Here is a 23,040-nt window from a genome sequence, read left to right on the forward strand (position 1 = left end):
GTCAAATAATACAGTTCAATATGAAAGCATTTAACTATTTAATTTGTTCCCTTTTAGTACTAATTATGGCAAGCTATAAAGAAACGCATGAAAAAAAAGAAGAGTTAGTAGATCTGCTAGAAGTAGAAGTTTATGAAACTTCTGCTAGTGGTAATAAATTAACAAAGGTTGCCAAATTTACTGCTGCAGATTCTTTAATAGTTTTAAAAATATCACCTGAAAAGGAATTTCAAACCATTACTGGTTTTGGAGGTGCATTTACCGAGTCTTCAGCATATTTATTAAATAAACTTAGTAAAGAGAACAGGAATAAAATATTGAAAGCATATTTCAGTAGAGAAGGTGCAAACTATTCTTTAACTAGAACACACATGAATTCTTGTGATTTTTCATTAAGTCAATACTCTTATGCTCCTGTTAAAGAGGATATGTATTTGGAGCACTTTACGATTAAAGAAGATATGGATGATCTCATTCCAATGATAAAAGATGCTATGGCTGTTTCAGAGGATGGTTTCGATATTTTTGCATCTCCTTGGACAGCTCCACCATGGATGAAAGATAATAATGAATGGGTAGGAGGAAAACTGCTTCCAAAATATTATGATACTTGGGCTTTGTTCTTTTCAAAATATTTAGACGCATATAAAGCTGAAGGTATCGATATTTGGGGTTTTACAGTAGAGAATGAACCTCATGGTAATGGTAATAATTGGGAAAGCATGCATTTTACTCCTGAAGAGATGACAACGTTTGTACAGTATCACTTAGGCCCTAAATTAGAAGCAGACGGTAAAGGCGACAAGATTATTTTAGGCTATGATCAAAACAGGGCAGGCTTAAAAGAATGGGTTGATGTAATGTATGCAAATGAAGCATCTTCAAAATATTACGACGGAACTGCAATCCACTGGTATGAAAGTACGTATGACTTTTTCCCTGAAGCTCTTCAGTATGCACATGCAAAGGCTCCAGATAAATTGCTAATTGAAACCGAGGGCTGTGTAGATTCTGAAGTGCCAAAATGGAAAGATGATATTTGGTATTGGTCTAAAGAAGCCACAGATTGGGGTTGGGATTGGGCTGCCGAAGATGAAAAATATTTACATCCAAAATATGCACCAGTTAATCGTTATGCAAGAGATATTATAGGCTGTTTGAACAATTGGGTTGACGGATGGGTAGATTGGAATATGGTTCTTGACAGACAAGGCGGACCTAATTGGTTCGAAAACTGGTGTGTAGCGCCAGTTATTGTAGATCCAGATGCAGATGAAGTATACTTCACGCCTCTATATTACACAATGGCGCATTTTAGTAAGTATATACGACCTGGTGCTGTAGTGATTGATGTAGAAAACCCAGATAAAGATTTGATGGTTACCGCTGCTAAAAACCCAGATGATTCAATTGCTGTGGTGGTTTTTAATGAGGGCATGTCAGAAAAAGCATTTTCACTTTCTTTAAATGAAAGTACTGTAGATATAAAAATAAGTCCTCAAGCAATTCAAACGATTATGATACCAACTAAAACAAAATAATTATGTCAAATATTAAAACAGCAGCAAAAGATAAAGTTCCAGTAGGTCAGAAAGCTGCCTTCGGTGCTGGTCATTTTATATTGAATATTCTTCCAGGCACTCTTGGTGTTTTTATCCAATTCTTTTTATTGACTGCTTGGGGAGTTGACCCTTTATGGGCAGGACTTTTAGGAGGTTTACCTAGAATATTTGATTCAATAACCGACCCAATAATGGGTTTCATTTCTGATAATACAAAATCAAGATGGGGAAGAAGAAGACCATATATATTTATAGGTGCTATTATAAGCGGGATATTATTTTTCTTAATGTGGCAAATAGATGATAATGCATCTCAATCATACATTATCTGGCATGTCATGATTCTTCAGTTGTTATTTCTCATTGGAAATACAATGTTTGCTACACCTTTAGTAGGTTTGGGATATGAAATGACTTCCGATTATAACGAGCGTACACGCTTAATGGCTTTTTCTAACACCATGGGGCAAATTGCTTGGATGATTGTGCCTTGGTTATATGTAATTATTCCAGATTCAAATACCTTTAATACACAAACTGAAGGGGTACGTACAATGGCACTTATAGTTGGTGCTTTATGTATAGTGTTTGGTATTTTACCAGCATTATTTTGTAAGGGTATTGATTCAGCAAATATGGAGAATCGTAAAGAAATCTCACTAAAATCTTTAGCTTCAAATATGAAAGATTTATTTGATGGAATCAAGCAAGTGTCTAAAAACAAGCCTTTTATGAAGCTTTGTGGTGCTACATTTTTGGTGTTCAATGGCTTTCAACTTGTGGCTGCATTTGGAGTTTTTATCATTGTATTTTATATGTATAATGGTAGTTATGAATTGGCAGGAACATGGCCAGCTTGGTTCAATACTATAAATGCTATTATAACGGCATTTATTGTTATACCTATTATTTCAAGAATGGCAAATAAGTGGGGGAAGCGAAGAGCATTTATAATTTCTACTGTTTTATCTATTGTTGGTTATCTCCTAAAGTGGTGGGGATTTGATAAAGAATTAAACAACCAGTTTAATCAAACTGGATTTGGTAAAAGTTTGAACTCAGGTGTTAGCTCTATTTTTGAATCTTTAAATCCTGTACTTGAAAATATAGGAATGTCCTGGTTTAGTATTGATCCAGGTAGTGAAGTGCCATGGCTTATTTTTGTTCCAATTCCTTTGTTCGCCTTTGGTATGGGAGGGCTATTCACGTTGATGATGTCAATGACTGCTGATGTTTGTGATCTAGATGAATTAGAGAATGGTATGCCTCGTAAAGAAGGTACGTTTGGAGCTATTTATTGGTTGATGGTAAAAATAGGTCAGTCTATTGCACTTGTTCTAGGAGGTGTAATCTTGAGTATTGTTGGATTTGATCCAAATACAACAGAACAATCTGTAGAAACTATGACTAACCTTAGAATTGCTGATATTTTAGTACCGTCATTGACAGCAGCTCTAGCTGTTTGGGTAATGTGGAAGTATAGTCTTTCAGAAAAAAGGGCTAGAGAAATTAAAGCAGAATTAGTGGAACGACGAGGCGAATTATAAAAAATAAAGAAAAAAAATGTCATATAGAGAAGAATCTTATTATAAGCACAAAGGATATAGCCAAATAGCTACTCAAGGAATTAACCTATCAGAGTTATCTATAGAAGAGCTCAAGAAGTTATGGCGAAAAACTTTAGACGACGGTTTTCATGGAATTTGTTTCAGCATGTATGAAGATGGGCAAGAACCAGGCGATAATATTAGTTTTGAGCAAGTCGAAAGAAGAGTAAGAATATTAAAACCATACGTTGAAGCGATTCGTTCATTTTCTTGTATAGAAGGTAATGAATATGTTCCTTTAGCAGCAAAAAAGCATGGTTTGAGAACTTTAGTTGGCGCTTGGTTGAGTGATAACAAAGAAGATAATGAAAAGGAAATAGAAGGTTTAATACAACTTGCAAAAGATGGACACGTAGATGTGGCAGCAGTAGGAAATGAAGTGTTGTATAGAAATGATTTGTCTTTAGAAGAATTGGTAGCGTATATCGTTCGCGTTAAGGAAGCGCTTTCTGGGTTAGATATTCCTGTTGGTTATGTAGATGCGTATTATGAGTTTTCACGTCACCCTATTTTAGTGGAGCATTCTGATGTCATATTAGCCAATTTATATCCATATTGGGAAGGCTGTCCAATAGAGTATGCATTAGGCCACATGCAAGCAATGTATGGTCAGGTTGTTGATGCTGCACAAGGCAAACCAATTATTATAACTGAAACCGGATGGCCAAGCGAAGGCGGAAGCCTTAAAGGAGCTGTAGCAGGTCCTGAAGCTGCTATGAAGTATTTTATAGATGCTATTAATTGGACCAAACAAAATGAAATCCCAATCTTTTACTTCTCATCATTCGATGAATCATGGAAAACTGGTGATGAGGGAGATGTAGGTGCATATTGGGGGCTTTGGGACAAGTATGAGAAATTAAAATTTTAGATTTTCCCCTTGTACATTTCTTTAAAAGAAGCGTTAAAGTGATAAATCAAACATCATTAATTCATTATCTTTACTTAATTAATTTTTACTATAAATGAAAAAGATAAAGATTCGCTATGCGTTGTTATTACTGGTACTCATCTTATTTTATAATTGTGAGCAAGAGCCTCAGAGGAATTTATATCCAGAAGAATTAGTTGGAGGCTTAACACTATTAGCTCCAGAAAAAACGGGTATAGATTTTAGCAACACGATAAAAGAATCAACTTTTTTTAATCATTATTACTACAGTCAGATGTATGTTGGATCTGGTGTAGCTATAGGAGATTTAAATAATGATGGTTTGCCTGATGTTTTCTTTGGAGGAAATCAAGTTGCTGATAGACTATACCTTAACAAAGGTAATTTTCAATTTGAAGATATAACAAAAAAATCTAAAGTTGGGAAAAACTCTGGCTGGACTTGGGGTGTAACTATGGCAGATGTAAATGCAGATGGTTATCTCGATATCTACATTAGTCGTAATGGTAATTCTTCCAAACTTGAAGATCGTAGAAATCAATTATATATTAATAATCAAGATTTGACATTTACAGAATCTGCTATTAAATATGGTTTAGCAGATGTTGGGTTTTCTACACAAGCTGTTTTTTTTGATATGGATAATGATGGTGATTTAGATATGTATCAAGTAAATCAAGTCGCTGATAAAAAATTATTGCTAATTAATAAAATACCTAAAGAACAATTCAAATATTTTAGGGATAGATTGTACCGAAATGAAAATGGAAAATTTATAGATGTTTCAGATCAAGTTGGTATTTCTAGAAATGTAGCTTATGGATTAAGTGTCAATGCTTCAGATTTTAATAATGACGGATGGATGGATTTGTACGTAGCAAATGATTATGCTGAACCAGACTTTATGTATTATAATAATGGAGATGGTACATTTCGCAACGTTATAAATGAAAAGCTAAAACATATCACTCAATTAAGTATGGGGTCGGATACCGGTGATATCAATAATGATGGGTTATTAGATCTAATAACAACAGATATGACTCCTGAGGATCATTACAGATCAAAAACCAATATGGCTTCTATGAGTACAGAAGCATTTAATACATTAGTAGAGGCTGGGGCTCATTATCAATATATGACTAATGCATTACAAATAAATACTGGCTTAGGGAGTTTTTCTGATATTGCTAACATGGCTGGCATATCTTTTACAGATTGGAGTTGGGCGAGTCTTATAGTTGATCTAGATAATGATGGCTGGAAAGATATTATTATTTCTAATGGCATAAAAAAAGATGTTGATAATAATGACTACAGAAACAAAGTTCAAAATCTTGGCAAAAATGCTACTGCGGAAGATCTTTTCCAATTGAGTAAAGACACACCTTCTCAGCAAATTTCTAACTATGCTTACAGAAATAAAGGAAATTTAGAATTTGAAAAAGTAACTGAAAAATGGGGGTTCGATACACCAAGTTTTTCTAATGGAATGGCTTATGGAGATTTAGATAACGATGGCGACTTAGATGTAATAACTAATAATATTGACGCTCCAGCATTTATTTATGAAAATAAAGCCACAGGTAATTTTTTAAAAATCAAATTAGAAGGTTCTGATAAAAATAAATTTGGAATTGGAGCTAAAGCTGTTATTTATCATAATGGTAAAATTCAATTTGCAGAAAATACCGTAACACGCGGTTTTATCTCTTCAGTAGAGCATAATTTGTTTTTCGGTTTAGGTAAAGATACTGAAGTAGAAAAGGTTGAAGTTTTTTGGCCTAATGGAAAAATGAATGTTTTTGAAAATATTAGCGCTAATCAAAAAATAATGGCTAAATTTTCTGATGCAAAGCTGAATTCAGTTGAAAAAGAAAATTCAGAAACCTTCTTTACTCAAATTGGCAACAACAAAATTGGTGTTGATTATAGACACAAAGAAAATGAATTTGATGATTTTCAAGAACAGATTTTATTACCACATAAGCTGTCACAAAATGGACCTTTTACTACTGTTGGAGATGTAAATAGTGACGGATTAGATGACATGTTCATTGGAGGTGCAGCCGGACAAAGTGGAATATTATATTTGCAAAAAGATAATGGACAGTTTGTGAAAAGTAAGTCTCAACCTTGGGAAAATGATAAAGCCTCTGAAGATATGGGTTGCCTGTTCATTGATGTTGATGATGATAACGATTTTGATTTGTACATAGCTAGTGGAGGAAACGAGTTCAATATTGGTAATGAATTACTTAAAGACCGATTATATATTAATAATGGCTCTGGAGATTTTGTTAAACGAGAAAGAGCTTTGCCAAATATTGCTCAAAGTACACAATGTATAAAAGCTTCAGATATAGATAATGATGGTGATAAAGATCTTTTTGTTGGTACTCGCCTTATTCAAGGTAAATATACATTCCCAGCAACAAGTTATTTATTGATTAATGAAAAAGGAAATTTTACTAAAGCTTCTTTAGATATTGCACCTGCGCTAGAAAATATAGGTATGGTTACAGATGCCATTTTTACTGATATAGATAATGACAACGATCAAGACTTGATGATAGTTGGTGAGTGGATGGAAATTAAATTACTGAAAAATCAAAATGGTGTTTTTGAAGACCAATCTGAAATATATGGACTTAATAACACAAGAGGTATCTGGTGGTCTATCACAAGCAATGATATAGATAATGATGGTGATGACGATTACATCATTGGTAATTTAGGTAAAAACAATAAGTTTAAGGCTTCAAATGAGCATCCTTTTAAAGTTTTCGCTAATGATTTTGATAATAATGGAACTAATGATGTAGTTCTTGCAAAATTTTATAAAGATGATTATGTGCCACTTAGAGGAAGAGAATGTACAAGTCAGCAAATGCCTTATGTAGCTGAAAAATTTGAAGATTATCACAGTTTTGCTTCTTCAAAATTGATAGATATACTACCTGAAGACAAAGTAGAAGATGCAGTAGTTTATGAAATAAAAAGTTTTGAAAGTATCATTCTATTGAATGAAAACGGAAAATTAGTAAAAAAACCACTCCCTAATGAAGCTCAAATATCTCCAATAAAATCTTCTCTAGTTTTAGATATTAATAAAGATGGAAACAAAGATATAATCACAGTTGGTAATCATTATGGAGTAGAGGTAGAAACAACGCGTTATGATGCTGGATTTGGAGCTGTGTTTTTTGGCGATGGTAATAATAATTTTGAATATGTACCACCTCTAAAAAGCGGATTCTATGTTCCTGAAGATAGTAGAAATATAGAACTTTTAACTTTCAAAAATGATACAGGCATTATTGTAACTAACAATAATTCTTATCCGTCATTTTTTAGAATTAAACGTTAAAACTCTTAATGTATTGGATGCTGTTTTCTTTGTTTAAATAGATTTATCATTCTAATTATTTTGTAATCAGGGATTTATAGAAATACACAAGATAGTTGTTTTTATCATAAAATTCTTTTTGTATAGTTTTTGTATAGGTGGCTATGAGTGAATAATTCAATTAAATTCAGTTTCTTGTATCAATAATTAATAATAACTCAAAAAAGTATGAAAAAAATTACATTTTTATTATGTCTTTTGGTTGCTTCTGTAGGTTTCGCACAAGCTAATTTAGAAGATTTTGAAGGTGGTAACGCTGTTTGGACTACCGACAATGGATTAGGTGGTGCAAATGTTATTGTAGATCCTTTGGATGGAACAAACATGGTAGGAGAAATCATCTCTTCTGCTGCAGGAGACCCATGGCAACAGGCAAATCTAATTATGCAAAATAATTTGATTGATTTGTCCACATCTAATGTTACTGTTGAAGTTGATGTATACAGTACACAAAACTTTAACATGTTAGCTAGAGTAGATGACAATGTTTTCAATACGGCTAGTTCATCAGCGGCTAGTGCAACTTATGATACAAGTAATGGAACATGGCAAACTTTAACGTTTACATTCGATCAAGTACTTGACGGCCAAAGTTTGCCTGATGGTGAATACAGTCAAATTAATTTCTTCCCTAATTGGGCAGGAAGTGGTGGAGATGCTCCAAACCCTATTTGGAACAATGGACAAGATTTCATTGTTTATGTAGATAATATTACTGCTGTTGCTGGTCAAGCGTTGCCTATAGAAACGTGTAGTGATGGCATAATGAATCAAGATGAGGAAGGTGTTGATTGTGGTGGTTCTTCATGTCCTGCATGTCCACCAGAACCAGCAGGTCCAGCACCATTGCCCGGCTCTCCTGATGGTGAAACGTTTAGCATTTATAATGGTAACTTAGCAGGTGATGTTACTAACTATACTACTAACTGGCCATTTGCTTACGGTTTTGGTACACCTCCAGTTGAGTTGGATTTAGACCCTAGTGCTGATGTAAATTCGGCTTGGCGTTTTGACACAGGTATAGCGGGTTATGGACAAGGTGAAGGTCCAGTTGATGCCACTCCTTACGGCTTTGTTTCTTTTGATTATTGGTATACTGCTACAAATGGAAGTCCAGGATTTCGATTAGAAATGATACACAATAATCCAAACGTAACAGGATTTGTTTATGAGGTTGGTGTTAATGAAACTACTGTTGAAGAAGCTTGGACTAAAGTTATAATACCTATGTCTTACTTTACTGGTTTAGGTTTTTCAAGTGCTGACTTCTTCCAATGGAAATTTGATCCATTAGGACAATCTGTAGATAATGCAGGTTTTCTGTATATTGATAATTTCTTACTTACTGTAGACATGCCAACAGTATTATCTGTTGAAGAATTTGATGCTTCACAATTGAGAGTATTCCCTAACCCTTCTTCAGATAGTTGGTACATTGAAAGTAGTACAACAATTAATTCAGTAGTATTATATGATATTTTAGGCAAACAAGTTGTTAACTTATCTACCAATAGTACAGAAGTTAAGATTGACGGATCTACATTAAATCCAGGAATGTATTTTGCAAGAATTGAAGGATTAAATGGATCCAAAACTGTAAAACTAATTAAAGAATAAGTACATATTCTTATTTTTTACAAATATAAAAAGCGTGTTTATATCATTTTAAACACGCTTTTTTATGATGTAAAATCGCTTTATAGATTATTTTTGTATAGAATTTAATAGTATCACTTAATTTATGTTGAAGAAAATTAGCCTCCTTACTTTATTATTAATTTTAGTTAGCAATTGTAATAAGGATAAAGCTACTGCTAAAAAACAGGATCATGTAAATGAGCTAATCAATGAAACAAGTCCATACCTCCTTCAACATGCTTACAATCCCGTAGACTGGAAGGCTTGGAACTCTAAATCTTTAAAACTGGCTCAAGATCAGAATAAACTAATAGTTATTTCGGTGGGTTACTCAGCTTGCCATTGGTGTCATGTTATGGAAAGCGAAAGTTTTGAAAGCGACTCTGTAGCTAAATTAATGAATGATAACTTTATAAGTATTAAAGTTGATAGAGAGGAACGGCCAGATATTGATCAAATTTACATGAATGCAGTTCAGTTAATGACAGGTAGTGGAGGTTGGCCACTTAATTGTATTGCTTTACCAGACGGAAGACCTGTATTTGGTGGGACTTATTTTACAAAAAAACAATGGATAAAGATATTAGAAGACATGTCTAATTTGTATAAAGAAGATCCTGAAAAAGTTATTGCCTATGCCGAAAAACTTACTGAAGGTGTTAAACGCTCAGATTTAATTACCGTAAACAACGAAGAAGTTCAGTTTGATACAGAAAACATTCGATCAATAGTTGAAGATTTGAAATCGTCTTTGGATTTTAATCTAGGCGGTCAAAAAGAAGCTCCTAAATTTCCAATGCCTAGTAATTTGAATTTTTTGTTAAGGTATAGTTTTCAGTACGACGATAAAGTATTGCAAGATTTTGTAATGCTTACATTAACAAAAATGGCAAATGGTGGCATCCATGATCAAATAGGAGGTGGTTTTTCTAGATATTCAATAGATGACAAATGGCATGTCCCTCATTTTGAGAAAATGCTTTACGATAATGCACAGTTAGTAAGTCTTTACACTAATGCCTATAAAGTTTCTGGTAACTCATATTATAAATCTGTGATAACTCAAACGCTTGATTTTGTTGATAGGGAATTAACTCATGAAAATGGAGCATTCTACTCTTCAATTGATGCAGACAGTAAAACTCAAGATGGTCGTTTAGAAGAAGGAATATTTTACTCTTGGACTGAAGCTGAACTAAAAAAAATATTAAAAAATGATTACAACACATTTAAGATATATTACAATATAAATTCTATTGGTAAGTGGGAAAACGATCAATATATTCTATATAAAACCAATTCTAACGAATCACTATTAGACAGTTTAGGTTTAACAAAACAGGAATTAGATGTTAAAGTTTCAGAATGGAAAACAATACTTTTCAATGCGAGAAGCAAAAGGTTGCGTCCAAGAACCGATGATAAAATTTTGACCTCATGGAATGCACTTATGTTGAAATCATATTTGGACGCCTATCGTGTGATAGGAAACCCATCCTATTTGAATAAAGCGATAAAAAATGCATTATTCATCGAAGAATATCAAATGGATGATGATGGGTCTTTATTTCATAATCACAAAGACGGGAAAAGTACTATTGAGGGTTTTTCTGAAGATTATGCACATACCATCTCAGCATTTATTGAATTATATCAAGTAACCCTTGATGAACACTGGTTAAAGACGGCTAAAAATCTTATGGATTATAGCATTACACATTTCTTAGATACTGAGAGTAATATGTTCTATTTTACTCCAGACACAGAAACTAATCTAATAGCTAGAAAAACTGAAGTTATAGATAACGTGATTCCTTCTTCTAATTCAGTATTAGCGATAAACCTATTTAAGTTGAGTCATTACTATTTTGATAAAAATTATGGTAATATGGCCAAGCAAATGTTAGCAAACATTGATTCTGATATTAAACAAAGCCCATCTGGTTATACCAATTGGCTCACATTATATTTAAATTATTGTAAACCTTATTATGAGGTTGCAATATCTGGTACAAATGCTATAGAAAAACTACAACAGATTAACAGGAATTACATACCAAATGTATTACTAGCTGGAGCGCTTGAAGATAGCAAAATACCAATAATGGCAAATAGGTTTAATGAAAATGAAACATATATATATGTATGTGTAGATGGGACATGTAAACTTCCTGTTACCGACATAAAAAAAGCAATAACACAGCTTTCTAAGTAAAATTTCAAAAATATATTAACTATGGTGACACTAAAACATTTAGCAGAACAATTAAATGTATCAGTATCTACTGTATCAAAGGCATTGCACGATAGTGAGGAAATAAGTCCAGATACGATAGAACGTGTAAAAGCTTTAGCTAAGTACTTAAACTACAAACCCAATAAGGTCGCTATTAGTTTAAAAAATAGTAAAACCAATACTATTGGAGTGATTATTCCAAACATACTTAATCATTTTTTTGCTAAAGCATTATATGCGATAGAAAAACAGGCTTCAAAGCAAGGCTATAGTATTATTACTTGTGTGTCTAACGAACAAAATTTGAAAGAGGCAAACAGTCTTCAATTATTATCCAATGGTAGCGTAGATGGATTTATTATGTCTATTGCTGAAGAAACTCAATTAAAGCAACAGACAGACCATATAAATGCAATTTTGCAACAAAATATCCCTATTGTCTTATTTGATAGAGTTTCAGATGATTTAGATTGCGACAAAGTAATTATTGACGATTTTGGTGCAGCTTATGAAGCTACAAAACATTTGTTATTAGAAGGTAGAAAACACATTGTTCTAATAAGCGATATCGATGGTTTAAGTGTTGGAAAATTAAGAACTAGTGGTTACCTAAAAGCTCTAGAAGAGCATTTTGAGTATAATAATAAGCCAGTAATAATCAATATAGAAAAAGGGGAGTCGATTGAAGAACGTGTGGCATATCTTTTCAAAACTTATAATTCAGTTGACGGAATTATTTCAGTAGATAATACCTCTGGTGTTGTGGCACTACAAAAGGCATTAAAACTCAATTATAATATTCCTGAGCAATTGTCTATCATAGGATTTTCTGATGAAAATGTACTTCAATTTACAGATCCTAAATTATCAACTATTTCTCAGCATACATTAGACATAGGAAAGGAAGCAGTACAACTCTTAGTTAACAGATTATCTAATAATTCTCCTGATAACAAAGTTATTACAACTATAAAGACGAATTTGATTTTAAGAGAAACAACGAAGATCGTAAAGTAGTTTGAGAGCTTTTCAAAATGAGTTATCTTTATAGAAAACTCTATAGCTATTGAAATTAGTCAAATTCACAAAAAAAGGTATATACTGTATTCCTGGTAAATTTTATTTAGACCCTTGGTTTCCTGTGGATTATGCTGTCATTTCTCATGGTCACGCAGATCATGCCAAATGGGGAATGAAACACTACCTATGTCATGATGATTCTAAAGCAATACTTAAACATCGTATAGGATCAGATATCACTATAGAAAGCCTTCCGTATAACAGACAAAAAGTGATCAATGGTGTACAAGTGAGTTTTTTTCCAGCTGGACACATAATTGGATCTGCCCAAGTACGACTAGAATATAAAGGATATGTAGTTGTGTTCTCTGGAGATTATAAAGTCAAAAACGATTTACTTACCACACCTTTTGAACCAATAAAATGTCACGAATTTATTACTGAAAGTACATTCGGACTTCCTATATACAATTGGTTAGAAGAAGAGCAATTACAACAACAAATGCACGATTGGGTATTAAATAACCAATCAAAAAATCGAACAAGTGTATTTCTTGGCTATTCTTTAGGTAAAGCACAGCGCATTATGAAGTTGATGGAAGGCTTAAGTGATATTTATGTACACAGTGCAATCCATAATATAAATCAAGCTGTAAATACGTCTGGGATTAGTCTTCCCAAAACTAAACTATGGACTGTAAATTCAAACAAAAAAGATATTCAAAATAAAATTGTAATTGTACCACCTGCATTGTTGGGTTCAAATATGATTAAGCGTATACCAAATGCAGCAACAGCAATTTGTTCAGGTTGGATGCAAATTAGAGGCAACCGAAGATGGCAATCTGTTGACGCAGGATTTGCTGTAAGCGATCATGCTGATTGGAATGGTTTACTTACTGCTGTAAAAGCAACTGAAGCAGAAAAAGTTTATGTAACACATGGTTCTCAAGCTGCATTTTCTAAATATTTAAATGAAATAGGAATTTACTCTGAAGAAGTAAAAACCGAATATGGCACTGATGAAGATGAAACTGTAGTAAAAACTAAAACGGAACCAGTATCATGAAGCATTTTTCTAAACTTATCAGTGATATCGAAATAACCAATAAAACTAACGATAAGATAGCGGCTTTGGTTTCTTATTTTTCTTCAGCAATAGATAAAGATAAATTATGGCTAATAGCAATTTTTACTGGAAAACGACCAAGGCGTCCCGTCAAAACATCACTAATGAAACAATGGTGTATAGAAATCTCCAATATTCCAGAATGGTTGTTTTTAGAGAGTTATAGCACAGTTGGTGATTTAGGAGAGACGATTGCTTTACTATTACCAAAACCAACACATAAGATAGATAAGTCCTTTAGCAAATGGATGGAAGATATTATTGCTGTAAGAACTAAATCAGATGAAGAAAAAATGCAGTTCATCAAAAATGCATGGTCAGGGTTAGATACACAAGAACGCTTAATATTTAACAAGCTAATCGGAGGAAGCTTTAGAATAGGTGTCTCAAAAAAGACTTTAGTTAATGCATTGGCTAAATATTCTAACATTGAAGCCAATCAATTGATGCATAGCATTATTGGAAATTGGAACATCAATGAAATTTCATTTAGTCAACTCTTAAGAGGCGAACATATCAACTATGATAACTCAAAGCCCTATCCGTTTTGCTTAGCTTACGCTTTGGAAAAGGAATTGGATGAGTTAGGAGACATTAATGACTGGCAAATAGAATACAAATGGGATGGCATACGAGGTCAAATAGTAAAGCGCAACTCTGAAATATTCATTTGGTCTAGAGGCGAAGAGCTTGTTACAACACAATTCCCAGAACTTGTAACTGCCGTTAGTAAATTAGAAGGTGATTTTGTGATTGATGGAGAAATTTTGGCGTTGAAAGAAAATAGCATACTATTATTTAACGATTTACAGAAACGTTTAAACCGAAAAAACATCACAAAAAAAGTATTAGAAGAGGTTCCTATTGGGTTCTATGCGTATGATCTAATAGAGTGGAATAATAAAGATGTACGTGAGCAAGCATTATCTTACAGAAGAGATTTGTTAGAACAATTGTTTTCAGCTCAAAAAGATAATAAAGTGCTTTCGATATCTGAAACAATTAAAGTTAATACATGGAAAGAATTATCGCCTCTTCGAGATAATGCTAGACTGAAAGATAGCGAAGGGCTAATGCTCAAGCAGAAAAACTCACCATATCATACAGGTCGTAAAAAAGGCGACTGGTGGAAATGGAAAGTAGATCCACTAACTATTGATGCTGTTTTGATCTATGCGCAAAAAGGCAGCGGAAGACGAAGTGCTCATTATACAGACTACACATTTGCAGTTAAAAAAGATGACGGGTTGGTTACAGTTGCTAAAGCGTATTCTGGTTTAACTAATGAAGAGATCCTTGAAGTGAGTCGTTTTGTTAAAAAAAATGCTATTGAAAAATTTGGTCCAGTACGAACGGTAAAGCCAGAACTTGTATTTGAAATTGCTTTTGAGGGTATTGCTTTGAGTAAACGTCATAAATCGGGAGTTGCATTGCGTTTTCCAAGAATTTCCAGATGGAGAAAAGATAAACCGGTTGAAGAGATAGATACTATAGAAAGTGTCAAACAATTAATATATTCACCAAATTGAGCAAGACATTTTTAAATTCTGAAGGTTATAAAGTCATAGAACAATGGATGAACTCTGAAGGTAATGTTCCATTTAAGTTTCAGATGCAAACTTGGTCAAAATTCCATAATGGTTACAGTGGTATGGTAATAGCACCAACTGGCTTCGGAAAGACATTCTCGGTTTTCTTGGCTGTAGTAATTGATTACTTGAATCATCCAAAGAAATATAAAAAGGGACTCAAGTTATTATGGGTAAGTCCTTTAAGGTCTTTAGCTAAAGATTTAGCGAAAGCAATGGCAGAAGCTATTGAACGCATTGGATTAGATTGGGAAATAGCAGTTAGAAATGGAGATACGTCACAACTTATTCGTCGTCAACAAGAACGTTCAATGCCAGATGTATTGATCATTACACCAGAAACATTACATGTGTTGTTTTCACAAAAAAACAATTCTAGATGGTTCAAATCTTTGGCCTGTATAGCTATTGATGAATGGCATGAACTAATAGGAAATAAAAGAGGTGTGCTTGTAGAGCTAGCTGTAGCACATTTACTTCGCATTTCTCAAAAAGCAAGAGTTTGGGGCATTACTGCTACGATAGGTAATCTTGATCAAGCATCTAAAGTCTTAATACCATATCCAAAATTAAAAACGATAATAATAAAGGCTAAAGAAACGAAAAAGATAAAAGTCATTCCAGTATTGCCTGATAAAGTTGAAGTTTTGCCATGGGCAGGGCACCTAGGTAAAAATATGGTGTCAAAAATACTTCCAATTATTCACGAGAATAATACGACTCTTATTTTTACTAATACACGAGGTCAGTCAGAATTGTGGTATCAGATCATCCTTGAGGCTGACCCAGATTTAGCAGGTTTATTAGCAATTCATCATGGCTCTATAGATAAAAAACTGCGCAATTGGATTGAAGATAGTATAGCTGATGGCAATTTAAAGGCTGTTGTCTGTACATCTTCATTAGATTTAGGTGTCGATTTTAAGCCTGTAGATTGTGTTATACAAATCGGTTCAGCTAAAGGAATTTCTAGATTTATGCAACGCGCTGGTAGAAGTGGTCATTCGCCTTATGAGGTTTCTAAGATTTATATAGTGCCTACGCACTCATTAGAGTTGGTTGAGGCCTCTGCACTTAAAGAAGCTGTAAAATTGCATCGTGTAGAAGCACGACAACCAATGGTGCTTACTTATGATGTTATGGTACAATTCATGGTCACTTTGGCAGTAGGAGAAGGATTTAAATCTAACGAATTGTTAAAACTACTTAGGCAGACCCATGCATTTAATATGTTAACCGATGAGGAATTTGCTTGGGCAATTCAGTTTATAACTCAAGGTGGGAATACTCTAAAATCATACGAAGAATTTCACAAAGTTTTTAAAGATCATAACGACATCTATAGAGTAAAAAGTAGACGAATTAGTATGTTGCATCGCATGAATATTGGCACTATTGTTAGTGATGCTATGCTGCGAGTTAAATTTATGTCTGGTGGTTATATAGGAATGATCGAAGAATTCTTTATTTCAAAATTAAAGCCTAACGATAGTTTTGTGCTTGCTGGTCGTGTATTAGAATTGATTCACATTAAAGATATGACTGCCTACGTAAAAATTAGCAAATCAAAAAAAGCTATTACACCAAGTTGGATGGGAGGAAGATTACCTTTAACATCTTACATGAGTCACTTTTTAAGAAAGAAACTTAGTGATGCTTTAAGCCCAGGGATAAGAGAGCGCGAACTGCGGTTTCTACATCCATTGATTTCTAGACAAAATAAAGATTCTCATATTCCTAAAGTAAATGAATTTTTAGTAGAAAAAATCAATACAAAAGATGGTTTTCATGTATTTATGTATCCGTTTGAAGGTCGATTAGTACATGAAGTGATTTCAGCGTTAATTGCCTATCGTATCAGTAAAATAAAACCGTTAACTTTTACTATCGCTATGAACGATTATGGCTTTGAGTTATTAAGTGATCAAGAAATTCCTATTAACAATACTAACATTAAAGAGACTCTAAGCAAGGAAAATCTAATGAGTGATGTGATAGCTAGTATTAATGCTGCAGAGATGGCATCACGAAAGTTTAGAGATATTGCAGTAATATCTGGTCTTGTTGTACAATCTACTCCTGGAACAAATAAAAACAATAAGAGTTTGCAATCATCGTCTGGGCTAATATTTAGAGTTTTAGAAGACAATGAACCTAATAACCTTTTATTGCGTCAAGCTTACACAGAAGTTTTTGACCAACAATTAGAAGAAGTAAGACTCAAAGAAGCTTTTGAAAGAATTAACTTGAGTAAGTTGATTATAAAAGAGTCTAATGCATTTACACCTTTAAGTTTTCCAATTAAAGTTGATAGCTTAAGGCAATCTCTATCTAGTGAAAAATTAGATAAGCGAATTCAACGTATTCAAGCTGAAGTGTACAAAACAAATCAATAATGAATTACGTAGAAAAACATATTAGTTTAGAAGGAGAAGATTTAATTTTGAATAATTTACGTGCCATTTTTTGGCCAAATGAAAATGTGCTTATTGCTTCCGACTTGCATATCGGAAAAACAGCACACTTTAGAAAACATGGCATTCCTATCTCTTCAAATGTTCAGAATAAAGATCTTGAGCGGCTTTCGTTTTTGGTAGATCATTATAACACAAAAAAAATAATTATTGTTGGCGATTTATTTCACGCTGAAGAAAATTCAGATTTGGGTTTATTCAAAGATTGGAGATCAAAATACAGTGACCTGATCATTATTTTGATCAAAGGTAATCATGATCGATTGAAGTCGGAGTTTTATAATAAATTAAATATTATACATTATAACGACTATTTGAATGTTTACCCTTTCAAATTTATCCATGAGCCTAAAAAAGTTTCGAATGAATTTTTAATTTCTGGCCACATTCATCCTGGGATTATTATCAAAAGTAAAGGACGACCTAGGATTAAGTTGCCCTGTTTCAAAGTATCAAATTCTCAGTTAATATTACCAGCTTTTAGTGAATTTACTGGATTAGCAATTTCAGAAAATAATGAGACAAGTATTTGCTATGCTTTTACAGAAACTTCTTTTTTTCAATTTTAATCTAATTCTAGCTTTGTAATATGTCTTCTCAAATTAATGTTTAGTTTTGTGTTGATGGAAATCTCTCAAATATTAGGATACTTTGGAGCACTTTTAATAGGTGTCGTTTTGGGATTAATTGGAGGCGGAGGCTCAATTTTAACTGTTCCGATTTTAGTGTATTTAATGTTTGTGAATCCTGTAACTGCAACGGCATATTCACTTTTTGTTGTAGGCATCTCTTCTGCTTTTGGCGCTTTTCAAAATATCAAAAAAGGCTTAGTTGATTTTAAGACAGCTATTGTTTTTTCTATTCCAGCATTCATTGCAGTTTATTTAACTCGCAAATACCTAGTTCCTGCTATACCTTCAGATATATTGATTTTAAGTGATTTTACACTTACTAAAAATATCGCTATTATGATTTTTTTTGCGATTATAATGGTTTTGGCTGCAGTGTCAATGATCAAAAAGCAAAAACAACAACAACTGCAAGAGTCTAGAATAATAAAATATAATTATCCGTTAATCACTCTTGAAGGTTTACTTGTTGGCGTTTTAACTGGAATCGTTGGTGCAGGAGGCGGCTTTCTTATTATCCCTGCTTTGGTCTTATTAGCCAAATTACCAATGAAAAAAGCCGTAGCAACCTCATTGCTTATTATTGCGGTAAAATCATTAATTGGTTTTATTGGCGATGTACAGAATTTACAAATAGATTGGTCTTTCCTTTTATTTTTCACAAGCATTTCAGTAGTAGGAATTTTTGTAGGGACATATCTTTCAAACTTTATTGATGGTAAGAAACTGAAAAAAGGATTTGGGTGGTTTGTTTTAATTATGGGCATTTTCATAATTATAAAAGAACTCTCTTCTTAGAGCTTCACTCTTTTCAAAGGCATTTTTTCTACATTTAACGATTTTTGTAATTCCAGTTGTGATTTATGTCCTATCTTTAAAGGTGTTACAAGGTTAATAGCAAAATTTTACACCCTCACGACTAAAAAATTATATTATGTTTTGCTATAAACATTTCTTCAAAATTAGGATGCCATTAATTATTGGTGTTTTTCTGTGCTTTATAAATAATACTCATGCTCAGCTTCCTATGGGATATGAGGCTACAGAAGTACAATCAGGATATAATACAATTATGGGTGTTGTCTTCAATGAAGATGGGACTAAAATGTTTGTATGGGAAAAACAAGGTCATGTGTATGTATCTAATTGGAATGGCTCAACATATGTTAAGCAAGTAACGCCAGTTTTAGATATTTCTGATGAAGTTGGTGATTGGAGAGATTTCGGTTTTGCTAGTTTTTGTCTCGATCCTGATTTTGAAACTAACGGATTAGTTTATATGTATTATATGGTTGATAGAGAGCATCTTATGGATTTCGGCACATCAGATTATGATCCAAATGATAATGACTATTTTGAAGCTTCAATTAGTAGATTAACACGTTATCAATTAAATATAGGGAGCAGTCCATTAACCACTAACTATGCTTCAAGAACAGTTCTTTTGGGTGAGTCCGTTTCTACAGGTGTTCCTTTAACACATCAATCTCATGCTGGAGGCACAGTGCTTTTTGCAACAGATGGGACACTTTTAGTTTCAACAGGTGACAATGCAAGTTATTCATCTGTAGATGTTGGAAGTGCAGGAGAAACGTATTATCAACAAGCTATTGATGATGGAATTATGAGACCTGAAGAAAATGTTGGAGCATTTAGAAGTCAGATGATTACATCACTTTGTGGTAAGGTCTTACGCTTAGATCCAGATACAGGAGATGGTGTTGCATCAAATCCGTATTACGAAATGTCTAATCCAAGATCTGCAAAGTCAAGAGTTTGGGCACTTGGGCTTCGACATCCATTTAGAATGTCGATTCAACCTAATAGTGGAAGTACTGATCCAACCGATGGTAACCCTGGAATTATTCATGTTGCTGATGTAGGTTGGGCAACATGGGAAGACCTGCATATTTTTGATAAAGCTGGATTAAATGGTGGCTGGCCTCTTTATGAAGGATTAACCATACACAATGGCTATTATAATAGCGGAACAACTAATCCTGATGAGGGTAATGTGCCATTTGTTGATAATTGTCCTCAACCCACTTCATTTGTAGATGATAATGTGGCACCAGCCTTAAGACGCTTTATTCATGATAGACCAGAAGTGGCTTGGAGACATGGTGGATCTAATGAAGCCAGAGTGCCTTGGTTTGATGGTACAATACCAACAAACCCAAGAGTAGGAGTATCTGGATCACCAACTACTGGAACACAATTTAGAGGTAATACAGCCATTGCAGGTGTTTATATCACAGGTGATGCTCTAGGGAGCAGCATGAATGGCAAATATATATTTACAGATTACGTTAGAAATTGGATTAATATAGCTACACTAACTGATGGCTCGCAGAACTGGATTAGTGATATTTCAGAGTTAGCACCTATAAATTTTGGTGAGGGTATTGTGCATATGATGCAAAACCCATTGGATGGTTTTATCTATTATGTAAATATTTTTAATGGTACTCTATACAGAATTTCGTTTGTTGGTCCTACTTGGACAACTGAACCAACAGATATGACAGTAGAGTGTAGTGGAAGTTTAGATATTCAAACAGCATATGATAATTGGATCAATAGTTTTTCGGGATCTGTATCTTGTGGCAATGCTGCACTTTTACATAATGGAACAGGTCTTAGCGATCTTTGTGCAAACACAGGTTTTGAAACAGTTACGTTTACCTTATCTGACGAATGTGGCAATGAAATTACTAAAGACGCAACATTTACAGTAGAAGATACCACAAACCCGATTTGGAATGTTATACCTAGTAATGTAACTGTGATGTGTTCTTCAAACAACCAAACCGAATTTGACGCATGGCTAACTAGTTTTTCTGGTGATGATGACTGTAGTATAGCGGTAGTAAATCATGATGCGCCATTTACGATTTCTTGTCCAGAAACATTAGAAGTAACTTTTTCACTTACAGATGACTGTGGTAATGTAGACCTTAAAATGGCTACATTTACAATTGAAGATACTTTAGGTATTCCTGAAAGTGAAATATCTACTATAGTGATGTATCCTAACCCAACTTCAAATGTGTTAACTTTTTCAGGTATAAAAAATGCAGCTCATATTAATATTTATAGTATATCAGGAAAATTAATCTTCAATGGCGATATATATAATAATCAACAACTGTTATTGGAGTTGGATTCTGGCTTATACCTAACTGAAATAATTTCTGAGGATTACAATGTTATAAAAAAACTTGTTGTAAAATAAACTATTTAATTGTAACGTTTTATGTTTTTCAGCGTCATACAAATAAACGTACAATCAAAAAATAATCATCAACATGAGACAAGATAATCAACTTATAGTTTTGACGCATCTAAGCCAGTTATTAACTTTTATTACTGGGTTTGGCGGATTTATAGTTCCGTTAATTATTTGGATCACTCAAAAGGAAAATGTTTATAAAATGGATGAGCAAGGCAAACGTATTGTGAATTTTCAACTAAGTATGTTCATTTATAGCTTAATATGTATTCCTTTAATTTTTGCTTTAGGTCTCGGCGTTATTGGCTTATTACTACTTTGTTTGATTTCATTTATATATCCAATAGTTAATGCTATTAAAGCTAGCCATGGCGAAGCTCCAAAATATCCTTTATCTCTTAATTTTATTAGTTAGTTATTTTATATAGAGATAAACAAAAACGCTCACTTATTAAGTGAGCGTTTTTAAGTTATAATAGTATTTAATTCATTAATTATTCAACATTACTGGCATAACTAACATCGTTACTTGTTCACCTTCATCTAAGCCATCAATAGGCGTTAAAATACCTGCTCTATTGGGTAAACTCATTTCAAGCTGGACTTCATCTGCATTAAGGTTATTTAGCATTTCTGTTAGGAAGCGAGAATTGAAACCTATTTGCATATCGTCTCCTTGATAATCACAAGTCAAACGCTCTTCAGCTTTGTTAGAATAATCTATATCTTCAGCAGAAATATTCAGTTCGGCTCCAGCAATCTTTAATCTAATTTGATGTGTGGTCTTGTTTGAAAAAATACTTACACGACGAACAGAGTTTAAAAATTGCATTCTATCGATAGTTAATTTATTCGGATTTTCTTTTGGAATAACAGCCTCATAATTTGGATATTTGCCATCAATTAACCGACAAACTAAAACTGAATTTTCAAATATGAACTTTGCATTAGAATCATTATATTGAATGGTAATAGCGTCTTCACTAGTTGCCAAGATACCTTTCAAAAGATTCAATGGTTTCTTTGGCATTATAAATTCCGCAACCTGATCAGCTTTCACGTCTTCACGTGTATATTTTACTAATTTGTGTGCATCAGTAGCTACAAACGTCAATCCTTCCGAAGAAAATTGAAAAAATACACCACTCATTACTGGTCGCAAATCATCGTTACCTGCAGCAAAAATTGTTTTGCTAATTGCAGTTGCTAAAATATCACCAGTGATGTTAGTTGTACTTGGGTTGTCTAATTCTACAGCTTTAGGAAATTCATTTCCATCTGCATAGGCTAATGCATATTTACCATGGTTTGAGCTAATCTCAACAGTATGGTTGTCTTCAACTACAAACGTTAATGGCTGCTCAGGAAATGTTTTTAAAGTATCTAATAATAGTCGTGCAGGTAGAGCAATACTTCCATCATTATCGCTTTCAACATCGAGGGTTGAAGACATGGTCGTTTCTAGGTCACTTGCAGACACCGTAAGTTTTGAGTTGTTTAACTCAAATAAAAAATTATCTAAAATTGGTAATGTGTTTGAATTATTAATTACACCACCTAATACTTGTAATTGCTTTAGTAAATATGTACTTGATACTATAAATTTCATATGTGTGTATGATT

Annotated in this window: 15 protein-coding genes; 14 read left to right on the forward strand and 1 reads right to left on the reverse strand. The window is 33.4% G+C overall.

Going from position 1 to position 23,040, the window contains the following annotated elements; genetic code table 11:
• Positions 1-65: 65 nt before the first annotated feature.
• From Q0876_RS11125 to Q0876_RS11190, 14 genes are all read left to right on the forward strand, one after another.
• Complete coding sequence (locus Q0876_RS11125; protein WP_299227820.1) at positions 66-1,541, forward strand: glycoside hydrolase family 30 protein; 1,476 nt, start codon at positions 66-68, stop codon at positions 1,539-1,541.
• A gap of 2 nt (positions 1,542-1,543) precedes the next feature.
• On the forward strand, positions 1,544-3,109 hold the full coding sequence (locus Q0876_RS11130; RefSeq protein ID WP_299227823.1) for an MFS transporter: 1,566 nt from the start codon (positions 1,544-1,546) through the stop codon (positions 3,107-3,109).
• Positions 3,110-3,125: 16 nt separating this feature from the next.
• Positions 3,126-4,040, forward strand: a complete 915-nt coding sequence (locus Q0876_RS11135; RefSeq protein WP_299227826.1) for a glycosyl hydrolase family 17 protein — start codon at positions 3,126-3,128, stop codon at positions 4,038-4,040.
• A 94-nt stretch (positions 4,041-4,134) separates the two neighbouring features.
• Positions 4,135-7,431, forward strand: a complete 3,297-nt coding sequence (locus Q0876_RS11140; RefSeq protein WP_299227829.1) for a VCBS repeat-containing protein — start codon at positions 4,135-4,137, stop codon at positions 7,429-7,431.
• 207 nt (positions 7,432-7,638) lie between these two features.
• Complete coding sequence (locus Q0876_RS11145) at positions 7,639-9,087, forward strand: T9SS type A sorting domain-containing protein (protein WP_299227831.1); 1,449 nt, start codon at positions 7,639-7,641, stop codon at positions 9,085-9,087.
• 124 nt (positions 9,088-9,211) lie between these two features.
• Positions 9,212-11,323, forward strand: coding sequence for a thioredoxin domain-containing protein (locus Q0876_RS11150; RefSeq protein WP_299227833.1), 2,112 nt, complete (start codon positions 9,212-9,214; stop codon positions 11,321-11,323).
• Between the two features lie 21 nt (positions 11,324-11,344).
• Entirely contained in the window at positions 11,345-12,361 is a 1,017-nt protein-coding gene (locus Q0876_RS11155) for a LacI family DNA-binding transcriptional regulator (protein ID WP_299227835.1), read from the forward strand.
• A gap of 49 nt (positions 12,362-12,410) precedes the next feature.
• Complete coding sequence (locus Q0876_RS11160) at positions 12,411-13,433, forward strand: ligase-associated DNA damage response exonuclease (protein ID WP_299227837.1); 1,023 nt, start codon at positions 12,411-12,413, stop codon at positions 13,431-13,433.
• Positions 13,430-15,022: an ATP-dependent DNA ligase gene (locus tag Q0876_RS11165; RefSeq protein ID WP_299227840.1), complete on the forward strand. Its 1,593-nt coding sequence runs from the start codon at positions 13,430-13,432 to the stop codon at positions 15,020-15,022. The genes Q0876_RS11160 and Q0876_RS11165 overlap by 4 nt, the downstream gene beginning before the upstream one ends.
• The gene (locus tag Q0876_RS11170) at positions 15,019-17,478 is read left to right on the forward strand and encodes a ligase-associated DNA damage response DEXH box helicase (protein WP_299227843.1); all 2,460 of its coding nucleotides are present in this window, start codon (positions 15,019-15,021) and stop codon (positions 17,476-17,478) included. Before Q0876_RS11165 ends, Q0876_RS11170 begins: the two co-directional genes overlap by 4 nt.
• Positions 17,478-18,125, forward strand: coding sequence for a ligase-associated DNA damage response endonuclease PdeM (gene pdeM, locus Q0876_RS11175; protein WP_299227846.1), 648 nt, complete (start codon positions 17,478-17,480; stop codon positions 18,123-18,125). The genes Q0876_RS11170 and pdeM overlap by 1 nt, the downstream gene beginning before the upstream one ends.
• A 54-nt stretch (positions 18,126-18,179) precedes the next feature.
• Positions 18,180-18,983, forward strand: coding sequence for a sulfite exporter TauE/SafE family protein (locus tag Q0876_RS11180; protein WP_299227849.1), 804 nt, complete (start codon positions 18,180-18,182; stop codon positions 18,981-18,983).
• 136 nt (positions 18,984-19,119) lie between these two features.
• On the forward strand, positions 19,120-21,420 hold the full coding sequence (locus Q0876_RS11185; RefSeq protein ID WP_299227852.1) for a PQQ-dependent sugar dehydrogenase: 2,301 nt from the start codon (positions 19,120-19,122) through the stop codon (positions 21,418-21,420).
• 73 nt (positions 21,421-21,493) lie between these two features.
• Positions 21,494-21,832 carry a DUF4870 domain-containing protein gene (locus Q0876_RS11190; protein ID WP_299227855.1) on the forward strand — a complete coding sequence of 113 codons (339 nt, stop codon included), beginning with the start codon at positions 21,494-21,496 and terminating at the stop codon, positions 21,830-21,832.
• Between the two features lie 75 nt (positions 21,833-21,907).
• On the opposite strand, the gene dnaN is transcribed toward Q0876_RS11190, so the two are convergent.
• Positions 21,908-23,026 carry a DNA polymerase III subunit beta gene (gene dnaN, locus Q0876_RS11195; RefSeq protein ID WP_299227858.1) on the reverse strand — a complete coding sequence of 373 codons (1,119 nt, stop codon included), beginning with the start codon at positions 23,024-23,026 and terminating at the stop codon, positions 21,908-21,910.
• Between the last annotated feature and the right edge of the window lie 14 nt (positions 23,027-23,040).

This window comes from uncultured Psychroserpens sp. (assembly GCF_947503375.1).
GTDB lineage: Bacteria > Bacteroidota > Bacteroidia > Flavobacteriales > Flavobacteriaceae > Psychroserpens.

Excerpts from the sequence above, each read along its gene's own strand:
- Q0876_RS11135 (WP_299227826.1), top strand. The coding sequence starts at position 3,126 with ATGTCATATAGAGAAGAATCTTATTATAAGCACAAAGGATATAGCCAA.
- Q0876_RS11190 (WP_299227855.1), top strand. The coding sequence starts at position 21,494 with ATGAGACAAGATAATCAACTTATAGTTTTGACGCATCTAAGCCAGTTA.
- Q0876_RS11140 (WP_299227829.1), top strand. The coding sequence starts at position 4,135 with ATGAAAAAGATAAAGATTCGCTATGCGTTGTTATTACTGGTACTCATC.
- Q0876_RS11180 (WP_299227849.1), top strand. The coding sequence starts at position 18,180 with ATGGAAATCTCTCAAATATTAGGATACTTTGGAGCACTTTTAATAGGT.
- Q0876_RS11145 (WP_299227831.1), top strand. The coding sequence starts at position 7,639 with ATGAAAAAAATTACATTTTTATTATGTCTTTTGGTTGCTTCTGTAGGT.
- Q0876_RS11155 (WP_299227835.1), top strand. The coding sequence starts at position 11,345 with ATGGTGACACTAAAACATTTAGCAGAACAATTAAATGTATCAGTATCT.
- pdeM (WP_299227846.1), top strand. The coding sequence starts at position 17,478 with ATGAATTACGTAGAAAAACATATTAGTTTAGAAGGAGAAGATTTAATT.
- Q0876_RS11150 (WP_299227833.1), top strand. The coding sequence starts at position 9,212 with ATGTTGAAGAAAATTAGCCTCCTTACTTTATTATTAATTTTAGTTAGC.
- Q0876_RS11165 (WP_299227840.1), top strand. The coding sequence starts at position 13,430 with ATGAAGCATTTTTCTAAACTTATCAGTGATATCGAAATAACCAATAAA.
- Q0876_RS11185 (WP_299227852.1), top strand. The coding sequence starts at position 19,120 with ATGTTTTGCTATAAACATTTCTTCAAAATTAGGATGCCATTAATTATT.
- Q0876_RS11125 (WP_299227820.1), top strand. The coding sequence starts at position 66 with ATGGCAAGCTATAAAGAAACGCATGAAAAAAAAGAAGAGTTAGTAGAT.
- Q0876_RS11130 (WP_299227823.1), top strand. The coding sequence starts at position 1,544 with ATGTCAAATATTAAAACAGCAGCAAAAGATAAAGTTCCAGTAGGTCAG.
- dnaN (WP_299227858.1), bottom strand. The coding sequence starts at position 23,026 with ATGAAATTTATAGTATCAAGTACATATTTACTAAAGCAATTACAAGTA.